The following is a 15,712-nucleotide window of genomic DNA, read 5'->3' as shown; positions in this document are numbered from 1 at the left end:
TGTGAGGAGGGAACGTGCGGTGGTCGAGCGGTGGGGCGGCGAGTGGGCGACGTGCGCTTCAGGGGGCGGGTCGGCGGCGGGGCGCCGGGGGAAGGGCTACGCGCTGGGCCGGGGACAGTCCGGTGCGGTGCAGGTCGTGGCGGAGCCGCCGTCGGCCCGCCTCTTCCAGCGCGGTCCGCAACTCCCCTTCGGGCAGCTCGTGTCGCGGGCCGAAGAGCTGGGTGACGCGCTCGGTGGCGCCCGCCACGTCCCCGTACCGCAGCAGTTCGCGCACCTCGGGGTGGGCGTCGAGCGAGCGCTCGGCCTCGCGGAGCGCGGCGAGACAGGGGAGCGGGGGTCCGCCGAGCAGGACGAGCAACCCCTCGCGCTCCAGCTCCTCCTGGGTGTGGTCGAGCGCGACGAGCGGCCCGTCCACACGCGTGCGTCCGAGCCGGTGGCGCGCGCCCTGGCACGCGATCCGCAACACGTCCGATCCCGGCGGCCGTCGCGGTACGGGGCCGGACGTGTCCGGGGTGACGAGCGGGTGCGGCGTGTCCGGGGCGAGGGCGGCGGCGACGAGCGGGTGCAGCGCGTCCGGGGTGAGGAGCCCGGCGCGCAGCAACTCCACGTCGGGCGGCACCCGGACAGCCGCGTCGGGCAGCGTGGGGACACCCGGACAGGCGCGGGCGCGCACCTCATTGGCGGCGGTCACGGACCCGTCCCGCACGTGCAGGAGCAGCCGCCGCGAACGGCCCAGCCGCACGAGCACGCGCCCCGCGTCCCCGCGCCCCTCGGCGCGCAGCAGGAGCGCGGCCTCCGCGCCCCACCGCCCGTACGCGTACGACTCCGAGCCCAACAGGTGCTGCCACGGCGGAGGTTCGGCGGGAGGGCGCATCACCGCGCGCTCGCGCAGCTCGCCACTGCGCCCGGCGTCCCACAGGTGCCGGTGCAGATCGAGGCGGAAACGGCGGTCCGGGGCAGGGCAGTCGGGTCCCGGACGGTCGCCGAGCCACAGCGTGAGGCGCTGCCCGGCCCGTACGGAGGCGGGCGGCGTCCCCGCGAGCAGGTGCACGGGCCTGCCGGTCCCGGCCGCGTACCGCGCGAGGGTCACCGCCGTGCCCGACCGGAGCAGCCCGTCAGGGCCCGTACGAGGGAAGTGCCAGCGCAGCAAGTCCGGTGCCAGCGACCGCAGATCGTCCCTGAGCCGGGACGCGAGCGCCTCGCCCCAGCGGTGCCGGACGGCGCGGAGCCCGAAGGAGACGTCGACGTCGGCGGCGGCACAGGCCCCCGCCCAGTCTCCGGCGGCACGCCGCCGTGTCGCGGTCTCGATCATGCGGGGCGGCACGGCCCACGCGCGCACGCGTCGCCAGAAGAGAAGCCGCTGGTCGTGGGGCCCGGAATCAGCCGGGCGCGGCCCGGACCCGTCCGGGCGGTGCGGTGGGGAGTCCCCGAACGCCTCGGCAGTGAGCATCAGCACTCACCGTGCGGGCGTGGGGCCTCCTCTCGGAGAGCGAGGTATGTCGTCATCGGGGCGAGCGTAGGCGCGGGGGAGGGGGAGTGCCACCCTTTTTCCGGACGTTCCCGCCGCGCCGGACGCCCTCTCCCGGACCGAACGCCCGCTCCCGGACCGAACGCCCCCTTCCGGGCGCCTCTCTCCCGGACGCCCGTTTTCCGGGCGCCCCCGTCCGCCCCCTTGTCCCGGACCTCCCCCGGCGCGCCTTTCGCGTGAGCGTCCCGTGAGGGGGTACCCACCGTGTCACCGCATACGAGGAGGTCGCCGGTGGGGCCGAGGGACACCGGGCGCTGGGCCCGCAAGGAGACGGCGGCCGTCGTCGCGACCGTGCGGACCGTGTTCCGGCAGCCGGGGCCCGAGCGCGACTCCGTCGTGCAGTCGCTCAAGGCGGCGGGGGCCGCGATCGCCGCCTGGGCGCTCGCCGGGTGGTGGCTCAAGGCACCGATGGCGCTGCTCGCCCCCTGGACCGCGCTCGCGCTCGTGGACGCGACCGTCTACCGCTCGCTGCGCGCCGGGCTCCAGCAGCTCGCCGTCATCCTCATCGGCACCCTCTCCGCCGCCGCGGCGCTCTCCCTCACGCGCGGGGACACCCTCGGCGCCATGGCCCTCGCGCTGCCGCCACTGGTCCTCGTCGGCACCTACCGGCGGCTCGGCGCGCAGGGGATCTACGGGGCGACGACCGCGCTCTTCGTCATCACCGCGACCTCGGTGAGCCCCACCGAGATCGGCCACCGCTTCCTGGAGACCGGTATCGGCGCCGTCATCGGCATCGCCGTCAACGCCTTCGTGCTGCCCCCGGTGCACCTGCGCAACGCGGGCGACCGGCTGCTGCGGCTGCCGCGCGACACCGGCCGGCTGCTGCGGGACATCGCGGGCGGCCTCCGGGGGGAGTGGTCGGCGGAACAGGCACTGGACTGGCACGACGGGGCCCGGCACGTCGAGGAGTCGCTGCGGCAGGTACGGGAGGCCAGGCTGAGCGGCGAGGAGAGCTCGCGTCTCAACCCGGGACTGCGGCTGCGCCGCGCGCGGGCCCCGCAGCCGCCGCTCGCCCTCGACGCCCGCTGGACCGCCGTCACCGACCACCTGCGCGCCGTCACCCGCACCCTCGCGACCCTCGCGCAGGGCGACAACCCGCTGCGCTCGCCCGGCAGTGGTTTCTTCACGGACTGGGCCCGGCTCGCCGAGACGCTCGCGGTGCTGTGCGAGCGGGAGTACGAGGCACTCGCGCGCCGGGAGCCGAGCGCCCCGTACCGACTGGAGTCGCGGGCGGTACCCGAGGAGGTCCGCGAGGCGTACGAGGTGCTGGACGCGTCCTTCCACGCGCTCTCCGGCACGGGCGCCGTCCCGGCCGGAGAACTGCTCGCCGAGACGAGGCAACTGCTGCGGGCACTCGTGAGCGAGGTGCCGAGCGAGGTCGGGAGCTGAGCGAGCGGAGGGCGGAAGGAGCCGTCGCGGGGCCGCTCCGGCGGCGTGGGCGGGGCCGCTCCGATGGCGTGTGCGGGGCCGCTCCGGCGGCCTTCGCGCTGCTGGGGCGCGATCCCCCCGGGGCGTGCGTGCGCCGACAGCCGGAACGGTCGCCCCAGGTATGAAAAGCCGCCGCACGGGCACCCATGGTGTCCCGGCCCCACGCCGCCCCCACCGACAGGACCTCCCCATGAACCACCGCTCCCCGCCCGCCCCCGAGCCCCCGGACGGCGGGGCTGTCCTCCCGCCGGGTGACGCGGGCGTCGCCCAGCCGGGCGATTTCGACGCCGCCTCCGCCCGCGCCGGGACCGCCGCCCGCTTCGCCGTCGCCGTGCGGCAGATCGAGGAGGGCGGGCTCCGCTTCCCGTTGCCCGGCGGCGGGGCGACCGGACTGCGCTTCGCCGGGCTGCGCGGGGTCGCCGAGGAGGACCTCGCCGTGGCCCGCCTCGTCGAGGGCCACACCGACGCGCTCGCGATCCTCGCCGAGCTGGACGGGCCGCCGCCCGCGCCCGGTCAGCGCTGGGGCGTGTGGGCTGCCGAACCACCCGGCGAGGGGGTACGGGCCACCCACGACCCGGCGGCCGACGCCTGGACGCTGAGCGGCCTCAAGCAGTACGCCTCCGGCGCCCACTCCTGCACCCACGCGCTCGTCACCGCGCGCACCGAGGACGGCCAGCGGCTCTTCGCGGTGCGGCTCGATCCCGCCGCGTACGAGCCTGTCCCCGGCACCTGGCCCGCGCTCGGCATGGCGGGCTCCGACACGCCCGACGTGCGCTTCGACGGCGCGCCCGCGCTGCCGGTCGGCGAGATCGACGCCTACGTGCGCAGGCCCGGCTTCGCGCACGGCGGGGTGGGGGTGGCCGCGTGCTGGCTGGGCGGTGCCCACGCGGTGGCGGGCGCGCTGCGCCGTGCCGCCGCGCGCCGGGCGAGCCCCTTCACCGACGCCCGTCTCGGCGCGGTGGACATCGAGCTGTACGCGGCCGGGCTCGTCATGGAACGCGCCGCCGCCGAGATCGACGCGGACCCCCAGGACACCGGGGGCGGCGCCGCGCAGCGCGCCCTGCGCGTCCGCGCTCTCGTCGCCGCCTGCTGCGAACGCGTCCTCACCCACGTGGGCCGCGCGACCGGCGCGGGACCGCTGTGCCACGACCCCCGGCACGCCCGCGCCGTCGCCGACCTCACCGTCTACGTGCGCCAGCACCACGCCGAACGCGACCTCGCCGCCCTCGGCGCGCACGTCGCGGGCCGGGCGGAGACGTGAGCGGCCCCGACCCCATCCAGGCGCCCGGCACCGACGAGGCGTTGTGGCGGGCCTGGGAGCGGTGGGCGGAGCTGCGGGAGGTGGTCCTGCCGCAAGGGCCCGTCGTGGTGGTCGCCGCGCATCCCGACGACGAGGTCCTCGGCGCGGGCGGGGCGCTCGCGCTGCTCGCCGCCGCCGGGAACCCGCTCACCGTCGTCACCGTCACCGACGGAGAGGGCTCGCACCCGCGCACGCGCGTGCTGCGGCCCCCCGCGCTCGCGGCCCGCCGGGCCACGGAACTGCGCGCGGCGCTCGCCCGGCTCGGCGCCTCGGCGGCCCGTACCGTACGCCTGCGCGTTCCCGACACGGCCGTCGCCGCGCACGAGGAAGAGGTGCGCCGGGCGCTCGTCCCGCTCACCGAGGGCGCCGCGCTCGTCCTCGCGCCGTGGACGGGCGACGTGCACGCCGACCACGAGGCGACGGGCCGCGCCGCGCGCGCCGCCGCTCGCGAGACCGGCGCCCCCTCCGCCGCCTACCCGGTGTGGATGTGGCACTGGGCCCGGCCCGACGACCCCCGGGTGCCCTGGCACCGCGCCGCGCGCCTCGACCTGCCCGCCGACGTCCGCGCCCGCAAGCGCGACGCCGTGGCCTGCTTCCGCAGCCAGATCGCGCCGCTCGGCCCGGCCCCCGAGGACGCGGCGATCCTGCCGCCCGCCGAACTGGCCCACCACGTACGTGACTTCGAGGTGTGGTTCGCATGAGCACCCCCGCCGGCTACTTCACCGCCATGTACGAGGGCGCCGAGGACCCCTGGGGTCTGCGCAGCCGCTGGTACGAGGAGCGCAAGTACGCCCTCACCCTGGCGTCCCTCCCCCGCCCGCACTTCCGTCGTGCCTTCGAACCGGGCTGCTCGGTGGGCGAGTTGACGCGGCGGCTCGCGGGCCGCTGCGAGCGGCTGCTCGCCACCGACCGCGTCCCGGAGGCGGTCGAGCGGGCCCGTGAGGCCACGAGCGGACTCGACCACGTCGAGGTCGCGCGGCTCACCGTGCCCGAGGAGTGGCCCGGGGGCACGTTCGACCTCGTCGTCCTCTCCGAACTCCTCTACTACTTCGACGCCCCCGCCCTCGACCGCCTCCTGCGCCGCACGGTGGACTCCCTCGCTCCCGGCGGCACCCTCGTCACCGTCCACTGGAACCACCCCGTGCCCGAACACCGCCTGACCGGCGCGGAACTGGCCGACCGGCTCGGGGGCGAGGAAGGGCTCGCGCTGCGGCTCGACCACCGTGAGGAGGATTTCGTGCTCCAGACGTTCACCCGCCGCACGCCGGGCGAACCGCCCGCGCCGTCCCCGGCCGCGTACGAAGGACTCGTGTGAGCATCAGGCCGCCGGACGGCGGACGGCCCGGAACGCCCGGCGAGTACGGGCCGTTCGGGCCCCCCGCCTCGTACGGGACCCCCGTCGCGCACGGAACCCCCGTCCCGGACGGCGCCCCCGTGCCGTACGGGAGCCCCGCCCTGTACGTCCCGCGTGCCGCGCGCGAGCTGGCCGCCCTCGCGGTCGTCGTCCCCGCCCACGACGAGGAGGCGCTGCTCCCGCACGCCCTCGCCGCCCTGCGCCGCGCCGCCCGCCACCCGGCCCTGCCCGTCCGGGCGCGCGTGCGGGTCGTGGTCGTCGCCGACGCCTGCGCCGACGCGACGGCGGCCCTCGCGCAGGCGGCCGGGGCGCACGTCGTACAGGTCGACGCGCGCAACCCGGGGCGGGCGCGCGCCGCCGGGGCAGCCGCCGCGCTCGGTCTCTTCGACGAGCCGCCGGAGCGCGTGTGGCTCGCCTCGACCGACGCCGACAGCCTCGTCCCCGCGAACTGGCTCGCCCGGCAGTGGCGCTGGGGGGCGCGCGGCTGGGACGCCGTCGTCGGCACCGTACGGCCGCTGGGCGGGGACCCCGCCCTCGCCGGGCTGCTCCACCGCGAGGCGGTCCTGTACCGCGCGGCCGGGGGCGCCCGGCACCCGCACGTCCACGGCGCCAACCTCGGCGTACGGGCGGACGCCTACCTCGGCGTGGGCGGCTTCCCGCCCCTCGCGACGGGCGAGGACCGCGCCCTCGTCCACGCCCTGGAGTCGGGCGGCCACCGCGTCCTGCGCACCCGCCGCTCTCCCGTGGGCACCTCGGCCCGCCTGCACCCGCGCGCGAGCGGCGGCTACGGCGCACGGCTGGCCCGGCTCGCCCTGCTCGCCGCCGCGGAGGAGACGGAGCCGGTACGGGGCGCGGGGCCGGTGTAGGCGGCGGGGTGGCGGCGCCCCGTGGGTACCATGCTCCCCCTCCGCACTACCTCTGTGACCCGCCGTGGCAACCTCCGCGCGCCGCGCCCGTGCGGGGAGGGCGGACCAGTACAGCGCCCCGTACGGCCAGGCCCACCCTTTGCGCGCCGCCCGTGACCCGGGGCACACTCGAAGGTGAGGAGGTTCCGTGAGCCGTAGCGACACGTCCGACGCACCCCCCGAGACGCCCGCGCCGCCGCAGAAGGCGCCCGCCGCGCTCCTCGTCGTGCCCTTCGACACGCTCGTCGACCTCGACAACGAGGTGGCCGCCGAGGCGGCCCTGCGCACGACCGTCGAGCGCCACCCGGCCCGGATCGTCGTGGTGCGGGTGCGGTCCCGTGTCGTGACCCCGCAGGCGCTGCGCATCCTGCTGCGCGTGGGGAGCCGTACGGCGCCGGGCGGCGTGCTGTGCGTCGCCGCCGAGTACCCGGCGGCGCGGCGCGTCTTCCACCTCACGGGGCTCGTGCGCGCCCTGCACGTCGCCGCCACCGTCCCCGGTGCCGTGCGGCGGGTGCGCGGCGGCCCCGCGGGACACACCCCGCGACCGCAGCCCAGGGTGCCCGTCCGCCCCTCGCCCGCGCTCGCCAGGGCGTGGCGCCGCGAGGGCGGCCCGCGCGGCGCGGGAAGCGCCCGCCCGCACTGACCGGCCCGCGCGGCGCGGGAACCGCCCGCCCGCACTGACGAGCCCGACCCGTCCCCCGCTGGAGGCCCCCGTGAACACGCCCGCCGCAGTCTTCGACGTGGACGGCACGCTCGTCGACACCAACCACCTCCACACCGTCTGCTGGTGGGAGGCGCTGCGGCAGGCCGGGCACCGGGTGCCGTTCACCAGGATTCTCGGCGCGATCGGGCTCGGCTCGGCCGACCTCCTCGCGCACGTCCTCGGCGAAGACCACGACCGGGACGGCGACGCGGACATCAGCGCCGGGCACAAGGCCCTGTACGGCACGTACTACGACCGTCTCGCGCCCTTCGACCGCGCCGCCGACCTCCTGCGCCAGCTCCACGTCGAGGGCTGGCCGGTCGTCCTCGCGACCTCGGCGGGCGGTCCCGAACTCGCCGCCCTGCGCGCCGCGCTCGACGCCGACGACGCGATCGACGCGACCGCGAGCGCCGACGACGTGGCGGCGGGCAAACCCGCCCCCGATCCCGTGCTCCACGCCCTCGAACAGGTCGACGCCGAGGCGGCGGGGTCCGTCTTCGTCGGCGACTCGGTCTGGGACATGCGCGCCGCGCGGGCGGCCGGGCTCCACGCGATCGGTGTCCTGAGCGGCGGAGTGCCCCGCGCGGACCTCGTCGCGGCGGGCGCGCGGGAGGTGTACGAGGACACCGCCGAACTCTTCGCGAAGCTCGGCGACAGCGCCTTCGCGCGCCGCGGGACGGCGTGACAGCGCCGGGCGGGCGAGGTCACTCCGGCGTCGCCGGAAGCGCGTACAGGCCCGGGAGGTTGACGACGACGGCCTCCTGCGTGCTGCGCGCGATGACGACGACGGCCTCCGCCTCCGGGTCGGGGTTCTCCTCGCGGTGGGGCACGTAGGGCGGCACGAAGATGTAGTCGCCCGGAGACGTGCGCAGCCGCACCTCCTCCGGGGTCTCGCCCGCGTCGTCGAGGAACACGAACTCAGGGTGCCCGGACACCACGTAGATCGCGGTCTCCGAGGCGCCGTGGTGGTGGTCGGAACTCGCGGTCGAGGGGGCCACGTGGGTCTGGCCCATCCACAGCTTCTCCGAGCCGACGGCCCGGCCGCTCACCGCCGCGAACCGCCGCATCCCGCCGGTCTGCGCGGTGTCGCCGTCGAGCGCGTCGGCGCGGATGTGGTGCAGGCGGGTGCGCAACGGCGTTACTGGGCCCGGGGGTTGCTCGTGCAGGTGCGGGTGGAAGCCCTCGCCCGCGATCGTCTCGCCCGGACTCGTCCCGCACGGGGTGGCCCCGCCCGGAGTCGTCTCGCCGGGAACGGTCTCGCCGGGGCTGGTCGACTGCTCGCTCATGGCCCGGAAGCTAGGGCCGCGCGAGAAAAGATGTCAAGAGGTGTCCAATGCTGTTCACCTGCGGCAACAATCGCCGCGAGGGCCGGACGGCTGCCCCGTTCGGGGCCGGGGCGCGCGGCGGCCGTGCATTATGGGGTCATGCATATCTCCGCGAAGGCGGACTACGCCGCGCGAGCCCTCGCCGAACTCGCCTCCCACCCCGAACACCCGCTGACCTGCGAGGCGATGGCCTCCTCGCAGGGCATTCCGTTCCGCTTCCTCAAGTCCGTCGTCGGCGAGCTGCGCCGCGCCGGGCTCGTGCGCAGCCAGCGCGGCTGCGAGGGCGGCTACTGGCTCGGCCGGCCCGCCGAGGAGATCAGCCTCCTCGACGTGGTGCGCGCCGTGGACGGCGAGGTCCTGACCGTACGCGGCGACGCGCCCGGCCACCTCGCCTATCCCGGGCCCGCCGCCGGTCTCCCCGCGCTGTGGCGCACGCTGGAGGAGCGGGCCCGCGACCTCCTCGGCGAGGTGAGCCTCGCCGCCCTCGCGCGGGAGGCGCCGACGACGCGTGCGGGCGCCGCCGTCCCCCTGCTCGCGGAGGGGAGCACGGCGTGAGCGCCGCCTCGCCCCCGGCGGTCGAAGTCACCGAGTACACCGACCCGTTGTGCCCCTGGGCCTGGGGTGCCGCGCTGCTCTTCGCACGGCTGCGGACCGCCTGGGGTGACCGGACGCGCTGGCGACGGGTGTACGCGATCCTCTTCGACGAGGACGAGGAGCCCGCGCCGGACCCGGCCGCGGAGACCGCCTGGTACGCGGGGTACGTGGCCGAGGTGTGCGCGGTCACGGGTGCCTCGTACGCGCCTCGCCTCGTCCGCGTCGCGGCCACCTCCTGGCCCGCCTCGTGCGTCGCGAAGGCCGCCGAACGGCAGGGTGCGGAGGTCGCGGAGGAGGTGCTGCGCCGCCTGCGCGCCACGATGTTCGTCCACGGCGAGCCGGCCGACACCCTGCCGCTCGCCCTCGCGGCGGCGCGAGGTGTACCGGGCCTGGACGCCGCGCGGCTCGCCTCGGACGCGGCTTCCGCAGGCGTACGCGCCGCGGTCGCCGCCGACCACGCCGAGGCGCGCCGCCCGGTCGCGGCGGCCTTCGCGGTCACGGACGGTGGACCGCACCCGGGCCGCGCGAAGGAGACCCCGGCGGGGGAGTGGCGCTACGCGCTGCCGACCCTGCGCCTGCACGGGCCGGGCGGCGAAGCGCTCGTCCCCGGCTGGCGGGCGCGGGAGGCGTACGAGGCGGCCCTGCGGACCGTGGGCGGCTGAGTGGGGCGGGAGCGGTGAGGCGACCGTGGGCGGCTGACCGGGCCGGGGCTGCGCGGAGCGAACACCTCGCCCGCACGCTGCCGGACGGGACCTCGTACGTAGGGCTCCGGAAGCCATCACCTCGCGCGGCACGGGGCGAAGAGCCACCTTCCCGTGCCCCGCCCGCTTTTCCCGCAGACCACCCGGCGCCCCCCTGGCCGGGCCCCGTGCCCCCTGGCCCGGTCCCGTGCCCCCTGGCCGGACTCCGTGCCCCCTGACCTGCGGCGTTTCCCCCGGCCACCCCTCGTCCGCCCTCCGCCGCGCCCACCCCCGCGCTCGCCTCCGCCCCCCCGCCCGGACAACTCCCGCCCCCGTCCCGCCCGATGAGACACCTCAAGGTGTCCATTGACAGTCCGGGCGCGGCGCCCCCAGGATGTGGGGCATGCACACGACTCACCCCGGTGTGGTGTGCCGCTACGTGGACCTGCGGCGCACGTCCAGCGCCCTCTGTCGCTGATCCACCCCGCCTCCCCGGCCCGGCGGCCCGCCCCCGTGCCGCCCGGTGCCCCGGTCGCTCCCTCGCGGAGCCCGCCTCCCCTCCTTTCCCCGCCCGGCCCCACCGTGCCCGGACGGCACCCGGCCCGTTCGCCGGTGCCGTCGTCCGCCCGCACGGCGGCGAGTGCCGCGCGGCGACGCCCCGCCCCGTAGCGCGTGCCCCCGTGCGCCCTGCCGGGCCGTCACAGAGAGACCGCCATGCCTGGACGCCCCCTGTCCCACGCCCCGGCGCCCCGCGCCCGCCGCCTGCCCCGTACCGCCACCGCCCTCGGTACCGCGCTCGCCGCCCTGCTCGTTCCCGCGCTGAGCGCCTGCGGGGGCTCGGGCACCGGCGCGAGCGGCACGGCGGCGACACTCAAGTGGGCCACCTCCTACTTCCCCGCGCACTGGGACCCCGTGGTCTCGGGGAGCGGCGCGCAGTTCCGTGAACTCGCCCTCGCTTATGCCTCGTTGACGAAGGTGGACGAGAAGGGGGACGCCGTGCCCGACCTCGCGAAGAGCTGGGAGTACAACGCGAGGGGCGACGAGGTGACCTTCCACCTGCGCCCGGGGCTGAAGTTCAGCGACGGCGAACCGGTCGACGCGCGCGCCGTCAAGGCGGCGATCGAGCGCGCCAAGAAGCAGAAGAACTCCGCCCTCTTCGGCGACCTCACCTCGATCAGGTCCGTCACGGCGAACGGCCTCGACGCCGTGGTCCACCTCACCCAGGTCGACCACCAGATACCCCAGCTCCTCGGCGAGCGCGTCCTCCAGATCGCGAGCCCGAAGGCCGCCGCGGACCCGGCGAAGCTCGACCAGCACCCCGTCGGCGCGGGCCCGTTCCTCGTCAAGCAGCTCATCCCCGGCACCAAGGCCGTCCTCGCCAGGAACCCGGACTACTGGGACGCGAAGCACATCCACATCGACACCGTCGAGCTCGTCTCCGCGCCCGACCCCGCCACCGTCGTCTCCGGACTGCGCACCGGCGTCTACAACTTCGCCGACATCGAGCCGAGCCAGGCCAAGGCCGCCGAGCAGGCCGGACTCGACGTCTTCGTCCAGCCCGGCTTCAACGCCTCGAACATCAGCCTCAACATCAACAAGGCGCCGTTCAAGGACCCGAAGGTCGTCGACGCGGTCCGCTACGCCGTGGACCGCCAGGAGTTCGTGGACAAGCTCACCTTCGGCTACGGCGAGACCACCGACCAGCCCTTCCCCAAGGGGTACGTGGCCTACGACCCCGCCTCCGCCGACGCCTGGCCGTACCACCCGGCGAAGGCGAAGAAGCTGCTCCAGCAGGCCGGTTACCCCGCCGGGAAGCTCAAGCTCGACCTCGTCATCCCGACCGAGGACCCGCAGGCCGAGATCGTGCAGTCGCAGCTCGCCAAGGTCGGCATCACCGTCCGCATCAAGATCGACAAGAACTGGGCGACGCCGTTCTTCGCGAAGGACCTCGCCTTCTCCCTCTACAGCACCACGGGCCGCGACTCCGCCCTCCAGACCCTCACCGCCCACTTCGGCCCCGACGGACCGCTCAACCTCAGCAGCCCCTACGAGCCCAAGGGCTTCGAGAAGGCCGCCGCGAAGGTGCGCGAGACCCCCATCGACGCGCCCGGCTACCCGAAGGTGCTGCGCGCGGCGACCCGCGCCGGGCTGGAAAGCCGCGCCCTCGTCTTCACCTACTCCGCGCCCAACCTCCTCGCCAAGAGCCCCACCGTCTCCGCCCTCCCGAAGAACCCGGCCCACCTCAACTGGACCGGCGTCACCATCGGCGCCGCCAAGTGAGCCCCGACCACCCGGAGAGGAGGGCCCGTTGACCGCCCTCGCACCACCGCCCCCGCTCACCGGCACCCCGTCCGGCACCCCCAAGTCCCGCCGCCGCGCGGGCCGCCCCCTCGCCGTCCTCGCCCGAACCGTCGCTGTCTTCTTCCCCGTCTTCCTCGTCGCCACCTTCGTCACCTTCGCGCTGCGGGCGCTCAGCGGCCTGAGCCCCGCCCGCATCCAGCTCGGTGAGCAGGCGAGCCCCGAGGCGATCGCCCGCGTCGAGGCGCAGTGGGGACTCGACCGGCCCTTCCTCGTCCAGTACGCGGACTGGTTCGGCGACGTCCTCCACGGGCAGCTCGGCACGAGCTGGACCAACGGCACGAGCGTCTCCACCCTCATCGGCCTCGGGCTCGGCGTGAGCCTCTCGGTCGCGGGGCTCGCCCTCCTCATCGGCGTCGTCGTGGGCCTCGCCCTCGGCACCCTCGCCGCCCTGCGGCGCGGCGGACCGCTCGACCGCGCCGTCACCGGCTTCGTCACCGTCATCTCGGTCATGCCCGCCTTCGTCGTCGGCATCGTCCTCGTCACGGTCCTCGCCGTCGGCCTCGGCCTCTTCCCCTCCGCCGGCTACGTGCCGCCCGAGCAGGGCCTCGGCCCCTGGCTCGCCCACATCACCCTCCCGGCCCTCGCGCTGAGCTGCGACGTCATCGCCGACGTGGCCCGCCAACTGCGCGGCGGCCTCATCGCCGCGTACCGCGAGAACTACGTGCTCGGCGCGGTCGTCCGCGGCCTGAGTCCCCGCCGGATCTTCTTCCGGCACGTCCTGCGCAACGGTGTCGGGCCCGCCCTCGCGACCCTCGGCCTCAAGTTCCCCGCCCTCGTGGGCGCCTCGGTCGTCACCGAGTGGATCTTCGGCCTCCAGGGCTTCGGACGCTTCGCCAACGACTCCGCGCAGGCCGGGGACGTCCCCGCCGTCCAGGGCGTCCTCGTCGTCTCGATCGTCCTCGTCGTCGGCTTCAACCTCCTCGTCAACCTCGTGCTCGGCCGCCTCGTCCCGGCCGCAGGCCGGGGGGTGTGACCGTGGTACGCCGCCTGCTCCGCCTCCGTACCGGCCGCCTCGCCCTCGCTCTCCTCGCCGTGATCGCGCTCCTCGCCGTCCTCGGCCCCCTGCTCGCCCCGCAGGACCCGCTCGCGACGAGCCCGGACGCGCTCGCGGGGATCTCCGGCGCGCACCCGCTCGGCACCGACAACCTCGGCCGCGACGTCCTCAGCCGCCTCCTCGACGGCTCCCGGGTCAGCGTCGTCGGCGCCCTGGAGGTCGCGCTCACCGCGCTCGTCGTCGGCGCCGTGCCGGGGCTGCTCTCGGTCCACCTCGGGCGCGTCTTCGAGTGGCTCACGCTGCGCCTCGCCGACACACTCGTCGCCCTGCCGTTCCTCCTCTTCGCCGTCGCCGTCATCGCCCTCCTCGGCAACGGCCTCACGCAGGCGATGCTCGTCACCGGCGTCCTCGTCTCGCCGCTCTTCTACCGCGTCGCGCGCGCCGCGACACTCGGCATCGCCCGCTCCCCGTACGTCGAGGCCGCCCAGCTCGCGGGCGCCTCCACCGGCTGGATCGTGCGCCGCCACGTCCTCGCCAAGGCGCTCCCGCCGCTCGCCGTCGCCCTCGCGCAGACCGTCGGCACGGGCTTCGTCATCGTCTCCAGCCTCACCTTCCTCGGCATCGGCGTCGAACCCCCGCAGGCCACGTGGGGCGGCCTCCTCGCCACCGACCTCGGCTTCCTCGCCCAGCGCCCCTGGGCACCTCTCGTACCGGCCCTCCTGATCACCCTCACCGTGTGGGCCTGCAACCTCCTCGCCGACGCCGTACGCGACGTCTCCGGCGCCCCCGCGCCCGACGCGCCCCGCCCCCGCAGCGCCCAAGCCCCCGCAGGAGGTACGAGTTGAGCGCCCCGTCCCCCTCCCTGGCCCCCGCCCCGCACCGCACGCCACCCGCCCCGCCCGTGCTCGCGCTCCACGACGTACGCGTCGGGCGGCCCGGCGGCGACGACCTCGTCCACGGGGTGAGCCTCGCCCTCGCTCCCGGCGCGACCCTCGGCATCGTCGGCGAGTCCGGCAGTGGCAAGACCCTCACCTGCCGCGCCGCCCTCGGCGTCCTGCCCCCGCCCCTCGCCCTCACCGGCGGACGCGTCGAGATCGACGGGGCCGACACCGCGCGCCTGACCCCGCGCGAGTGGACCGCGCTACGGGGCTCCACCCTCGGCGCCGTCTTCCAGGACCCCGCCTCCTACCTCAACCCCTCGCTCACCGTGGGCAGTCAGCTCAGCGAGGTGCTGCGTGTCAAGAAGGACCTCGGCCGTCGCGCGGCCCGCGAGCGCGCCACCGAACTCCTCGCCCAGGTCCACCTGCGCGAACCCGCCCGGGTCCGCTCCCAGTACCCCCACGAGCTGTCCGGCGGGATGCTCCAGCGCGTCCTGATCGCCACCGCGCTCGCGGCCGGGCCCCGCGTCCTGATCGCCGACGAGGCGACGACGGCGCTCGACGTCACCGTCCAGGCCGAGATCCTCGACCTCCTCGCCGACCTCCGCGAGGAGACGGGGCTCGCCCTCCTCGTCGTCTCGCACGACCTCGCCGTCGTCGCCCAGGTCTGCGCGGAAGTGCTCGTCATGCGCGACGGCGACGTGGTCGAACAGGGCCCCACCGCCCAGGTGCTGCACCACCCGCGCCACCCGTACACGCGCCTCCTCGTCGAGGAGCACGAACAGTACGGACTCGAGAGGTTCCTGAGCGACGAGACCACCCGGGAGGACGCGTGAGCGCCGCACCCGTCCTGCGCCTGCGCGGACTCGACGTCCACTACGGCCGGGGACGCGGCAGCCGCGCCGCGCTGCGCGGCGTCGACCTCGACCTCGCCCCCGGCGAGACGGTCGGCCTCATCGGCGAGACGGGCTCCGGCAAGTCCACCCTCGCCCGGACCGTCCTCGGCCTCGTCCGCCCCACGTCCGGCACCCTCTCCCTCGCGGGCGAGGACGTCACCGCGTACGGGCCCCGCCAGTGGCGCGCGCTGCGCCGCCGCGGCCTCGTCTCGTACGTCTTCCAGGACCCCCTGCGCAGCCTCGACCCCGACCTGACCCTCGGCCACTCGCTCGCCGAACCACTGCTCCTCCAGGGCCTCCCCGGCAAGGAAGCGGCGGCGAGGGCACGGGAGTTCGCGCCGCGCGTGCACCTCGACGCGGACCTGCTCGACCGGCTGCCCGGCGAGGTCTCCGGCGGGCAGCGCCAACGCGCCGTCCTCGCCCGCGCCCTCGTCACCGGGCCACGCCTCGTCCTCCTGGACGAACCCGTGAGCGCGCTCGACGCCGCGCACCGCGTGAAGATCCTCGACATCCTCAAGGACCTGCGCGCGCAAGGCGTCGCGCTCCTCTTCATCTCGCACGACCTCGGCTCCGTGGCCGGTACCGCCGACCGCATCGCCGTCCTCCACCACGGCTCCCTCGTCGAGGACGGACCCGCCCGCGAGGTCGTCACCCGGCCCCAGCACCCCTACACCAAGCTGCTGCTCGCCTCCGCGCCCACCCTGCGCGGCGCGGGCGGCGACCGCGCGACCCGCGCCCGCCTGCGCGCCGCCCTCACCGCCTGAGC

Annotated in this window: 16 protein-coding genes; 14 read left to right on the top strand and 2 right to left on the bottom strand. The window is 76.3% G+C overall.

Annotation, left to right across the window (positions count from 1 at the left end):
• Positions 1–58: 58 nt before the first annotated feature.
• The gene (locus STTU_RS06745; RefSeq protein ID WP_234019178.1) at positions 59–1,450 is read right to left on the bottom strand and encodes a hypothetical protein; all 1,392 of its coding nucleotides are present in this window, start codon (positions 1,448–1,450) and stop codon (positions 59–61) included.
• 309 nt (positions 1,451–1,759) lie between these two features.
• Between STTU_RS06745 and STTU_RS06740 the strand changes: the two genes are divergently transcribed.
• From STTU_RS06740 to STTU_RS06710, 7 genes are all read left to right on the top strand, one after another.
• On the top strand, positions 1,760–2,917 hold the full coding sequence (locus STTU_RS06740) for an FUSC family protein (protein ID WP_007821085.1): 1,158 nt from the start codon (positions 1,760–1,762) through the stop codon (positions 2,915–2,917).
• Positions 2,918–3,146: 229 nt separating this feature from the next.
• The gene (locus STTU_RS06735) at positions 3,147–4,217 is read left to right on the top strand and encodes a hypothetical protein (RefSeq protein ID WP_007821083.1); all 1,071 of its coding nucleotides are present in this window, start codon (positions 3,147–3,149) and stop codon (positions 4,215–4,217) included.
• Complete coding sequence (locus STTU_RS06730) at positions 4,214–4,957, top strand: PIG-L deacetylase family protein (protein WP_043254398.1); 744 nt, start codon at positions 4,214–4,216, stop codon at positions 4,955–4,957. The genes STTU_RS06735 and STTU_RS06730 overlap by 4 nt, the downstream gene beginning before the upstream one ends.
• Entirely contained in the window at positions 4,954–5,571 is a 618-nt protein-coding gene (locus STTU_RS06725; RefSeq protein WP_010270037.1) for an SAM-dependent methyltransferase, read from the top strand. The genes STTU_RS06730 and STTU_RS06725 overlap by 4 nt, the downstream gene beginning before the upstream one ends.
• The gene (locus STTU_RS06720) at positions 5,568–6,476 is read left to right on the top strand and encodes a glycosyltransferase (protein WP_234019177.1); all 909 of its coding nucleotides are present in this window, start codon (positions 5,568–5,570) and stop codon (positions 6,474–6,476) included. The genes STTU_RS06725 and STTU_RS06720 overlap by 4 nt, the downstream gene beginning before the upstream one ends.
• Before the next feature lie 187 nt (positions 6,477–6,663).
• Positions 6,664–7,158, top strand: a complete 495-nt coding sequence (locus STTU_RS06715; RefSeq protein WP_007821079.1) for a hypothetical protein — start codon at positions 6,664–6,666, stop codon at positions 7,156–7,158.
• Between the two features lie 70 nt (positions 7,159–7,228).
• Positions 7,229–7,903, top strand: a complete 675-nt coding sequence (locus STTU_RS06710) for an HAD family hydrolase (RefSeq protein WP_007821075.1) — start codon at positions 7,229–7,231, stop codon at positions 7,901–7,903.
• Positions 7,904–7,922: 19 nt separating this feature from the next.
• Here the strand turns inward: STTU_RS06710 and STTU_RS06705 are convergent, their stop codons facing one another.
• Entirely contained in the window at positions 7,923–8,504 is a 582-nt protein-coding gene (locus STTU_RS06705; RefSeq protein ID WP_007821074.1) for a cupin domain-containing protein, read from the bottom strand.
• A gap of 138 nt (positions 8,505–8,642) precedes the next feature.
• Here STTU_RS06705 and STTU_RS06700 point away from each other — a divergent pair, with 138 nt between their 5' ends.
• From STTU_RS06700 to STTU_RS06670, 7 genes are all read left to right on the top strand, one after another.
• Complete coding sequence (locus tag STTU_RS06700; protein ID WP_007821073.1) at positions 8,643–9,098, top strand: RrF2 family transcriptional regulator; 456 nt, start codon at positions 8,643–8,645, stop codon at positions 9,096–9,098.
• Positions 9,095–9,799, top strand: coding sequence for a DsbA family oxidoreductase (locus tag STTU_RS06695; protein WP_043254397.1), 705 nt, complete (start codon positions 9,095–9,097; stop codon positions 9,797–9,799). Before STTU_RS06700 ends, STTU_RS06695 begins: the two co-directional genes overlap by 4 nt.
• Positions 9,800–10,531: 732 nt before the next feature.
• Positions 10,532–12,097 carry an ABC transporter substrate-binding protein gene (locus STTU_RS06690; protein WP_007821070.1) on the top strand — a complete coding sequence of 522 codons (1,566 nt, stop codon included), beginning with the start codon at positions 10,532–10,534 and terminating at the stop codon, positions 12,095–12,097.
• Between the two features lie 28 nt (positions 12,098–12,125).
• Positions 12,126–13,151, top strand: a complete 1,026-nt coding sequence (locus STTU_RS06685; protein WP_007821069.1) for an ABC transporter permease — start codon at positions 12,126–12,128, stop codon at positions 13,149–13,151.
• Positions 13,152–13,153: 2 nt separating this feature from the next.
• Positions 13,154–14,017, top strand: a complete 864-nt coding sequence (locus STTU_RS06680; protein ID WP_007821061.1) for an ABC transporter permease — start codon at positions 13,154–13,156, stop codon at positions 14,015–14,017.
• Entirely contained in the window at positions 14,014–14,886 is an 873-nt protein-coding gene (locus tag STTU_RS06675) for an ABC transporter ATP-binding protein (RefSeq protein WP_043254395.1), read from the top strand. The genes STTU_RS06680 and STTU_RS06675 overlap by 4 nt, the downstream gene beginning before the upstream one ends.
• Positions 14,883–15,710 (top strand): ABC transporter ATP-binding protein, encoded by an 828-nt coding sequence (locus STTU_RS06670; protein ID WP_007821058.1) that lies wholly within the window; start codon positions 14,883–14,885, stop codon positions 15,708–15,710. Before STTU_RS06675 ends, STTU_RS06670 begins: the two co-directional genes overlap by 4 nt.
• Positions 15,711–15,712 lie beyond the last annotated feature (2 nt).

It is taken from the genome of Streptomyces sp. Tu6071 (assembly GCF_000213055.1).
Lineage (GTDB): Bacteria > Actinomycetota > Actinomycetes > Streptomycetales > Streptomycetaceae > Streptomyces > Streptomyces evansiae.
The sequence above is the reverse complement of the archived record's forward strand: the minus strand, read 5'-3'. Positions and strand labels throughout refer to the sequence as shown.

Coding starts and splice junctions, on each gene's coding strand:
- STTU_RS06745 (WP_234019178.1), bottom strand. CDS start 1,450: ATGCTCACTGCCGAGGCGTTCGGGGACTCCCCACCGCACCGCCCGGAC.
- STTU_RS06735 (WP_007821083.1), top strand. CDS start 3,147: ATGAACCACCGCTCCCCGCCCGCCCCCGAGCCCCCGGACGGCGGGGCT.
- STTU_RS06725 (WP_010270037.1), top strand. CDS start 4,954: ATGAGCACCCCCGCCGGCTACTTCACCGCCATGTACGAGGGCGCCGAG.
- STTU_RS06705 (WP_007821074.1), bottom strand. CDS start 8,504: ATGAGCGAGCAGTCGACCAGCCCCGGCGAGACCGTTCCCGGCGAGACG.
- STTU_RS06700 (WP_007821073.1), top strand. CDS start 8,643: ATGCATATCTCCGCGAAGGCGGACTACGCCGCGCGAGCCCTCGCCGAA.
- STTU_RS06690 (WP_007821070.1), top strand. CDS start 10,532: ATGCCTGGACGCCCCCTGTCCCACGCCCCGGCGCCCCGCGCCCGCCGC.